The following is a 1,698-nucleotide window of genomic DNA, read 5'->3' as shown; positions in this document are numbered from 1 at the left end:
CTCGCGGGCGCGCGCCCGCCGTCGGTCGCCGCCCTCGCCCGGTCGCTGGCCGACGTCGGCCTGCCCCACCCGCTCCTCGTCGAGGCGGCCCGGTCGGCGATCGCCGCCGGTCGCCCCGAGGCGGCGAGGGACGAGGCCGAGGCGCTGCGCCGGGCGCTGCTGCGACCGGTCGTCAACGCCACCGGCGTGCTGCTGCACACCAACCTCGGGCGGGCCCCGCTCGCCGTCACCCAGCCGGCCGCCTTCACCAACCTGGAGCTGGACCTCGCCACCGGGCGGCGGGGCAGCCGGGGCGCCCACGCCGGCGGCCTGCTGGCCAGGGCGTGCGGCGCCGAGGCGGCGCTCGTCGTCAACAACGGCGCCGCCGCCGTCCTCCTCGTGCTCGCCGCCCTGGCCAGGGGCAGGGACGTGGCCGTGTCGAGGGGCGAGCTGGTGGAGATCGGCGGCGGCTTCCGGGTGCCCGAGGTGATGGCCGAGTCGGGCGCCCGGCTGGTCGAGGTGGGCACCACCAACCGCACGAGGGTGGCCGACTACCGGCGGGCCGTGGAGGCCGGCGACGTGGCCCTGCTGCTCAAGGTCCACCAGTCGAACTACCGGATCACCGGGTTCACCGAGTCGACCCCGGTCGGGCCGCTGGCCGCGCTGGGCCCGCCCGTGGTCGTCGACCTCGGCTCCGGCCTCCTCGACGCCGCCTGCCCGTGGCTCCCCGGCGGCCCGCCGCCGTGGCTGGCCGGCGAGCCGGCCGCCCGCCAGATCCTGGCCGCCGGCGCCGCCCTGGTCACCTTCTCGGGCGACAAGCTGCTCGGCGGCCCCCCGGCCGGGGTCGTCGCCGGGCGGGCCGACCTGGTCGCCGCCTGCGCCCGCCACCCGCTGGCCAGGGCCCTACGACCGGGCGGGCTGGTGCTGGCCGCCCTCCAGGACGTGGCCCTCGCCTACCTGCGCCGCGACGGCGCCTCGCTGCCGTTCTGGCGGATGGCGACCACGCCGGTCGAGGACGTGCGCCGGCGAGCCGCCGCCCTCGGCACCGGCCGGGTGGTCGACTGCGCCTCGGTGGCCGGCGGCGGCACCCTGCCCGGGGTGGAGATCCCGTCGGCCGGCGTGGCCGTGGACGGCGACGTCACCGCCCGGCTGCGGGCCGCCGACCCGCCCGTGATCGCCAGGGTGGTCGACGGCCGCACGGTCTGCGACCTGCGGACGGTGGACCCGGCCGACGACAAGCTCGTGGCCGCCGCCCTCGCCTGAGCGTGCACGTCGTCGCCACCGCCGGCCACGTCGACCACGGCAAGTCCACCCTCGTCCTCGCCCTCACCGGCACCGACCCGGACCGGTGGGAGGAGGAGAAGCGGCGGGGGCTGACCATCGACCTGGGCTTCGCCTGGACCACCCTGCCGTCGGGCCGGGGGGTGGCCTTCGTCGACGTGCCCGGCCACGTCCGCTTCCTGCGGAACATGCTCGCTGGGGTCGGCGCGGTGGACGCCTGCCTGTTCGTGGTGGCGGCCACCGAGGGCTGGAAGCCCCAGTCCGAGGAGCACCTGCGCATCCTGGAGCTGCTCGGCGTGAGGGCCGGGGTGGTGGCCCTGACGAAGGTCGGGCTGGTCGACGACGACCTGCGGGAGCTGGCCCGGCTGGAGCTGGCCGACCGGCTGGCCGGGTCGTTCCTCGACGGCGCCGAGGTGGTGGAGGTCGACGCCCCGGCCG

General features: G+C 78.2%; 2 protein-coding genes. Both read left to right on the top strand.

What is annotated here, in order from left to right; genetic code table 11:
* The coding region (selA, locus tag VGB14_11785) for an L-seryl-tRNA(Sec) selenium transferase (GenBank protein ID HEX9993598.1) at window positions 1-1,242 on the top strand (1,242 nt) is incomplete at its 5' end.
* 2 nt (window positions 1,243-1,244) lie between these two features.
* A partial coding sequence (locus tag VGB14_11780) for a GTP-binding protein (protein ID HEX9993597.1) occupies window positions 1,245-1,698 on the top strand: 454 nt, incomplete at its 3' end.

This window comes from Acidimicrobiales bacterium (genome assembly GCA_036399815.1).
GTDB lineage: Bacteria > Actinomycetota > Acidimicrobiia > Acidimicrobiales > DASWMK01 > DASWMK01.
The sequence above is the reverse complement of the archived record's forward strand: the minus strand, read 5'-3'. Positions and strand labels throughout refer to the sequence as shown.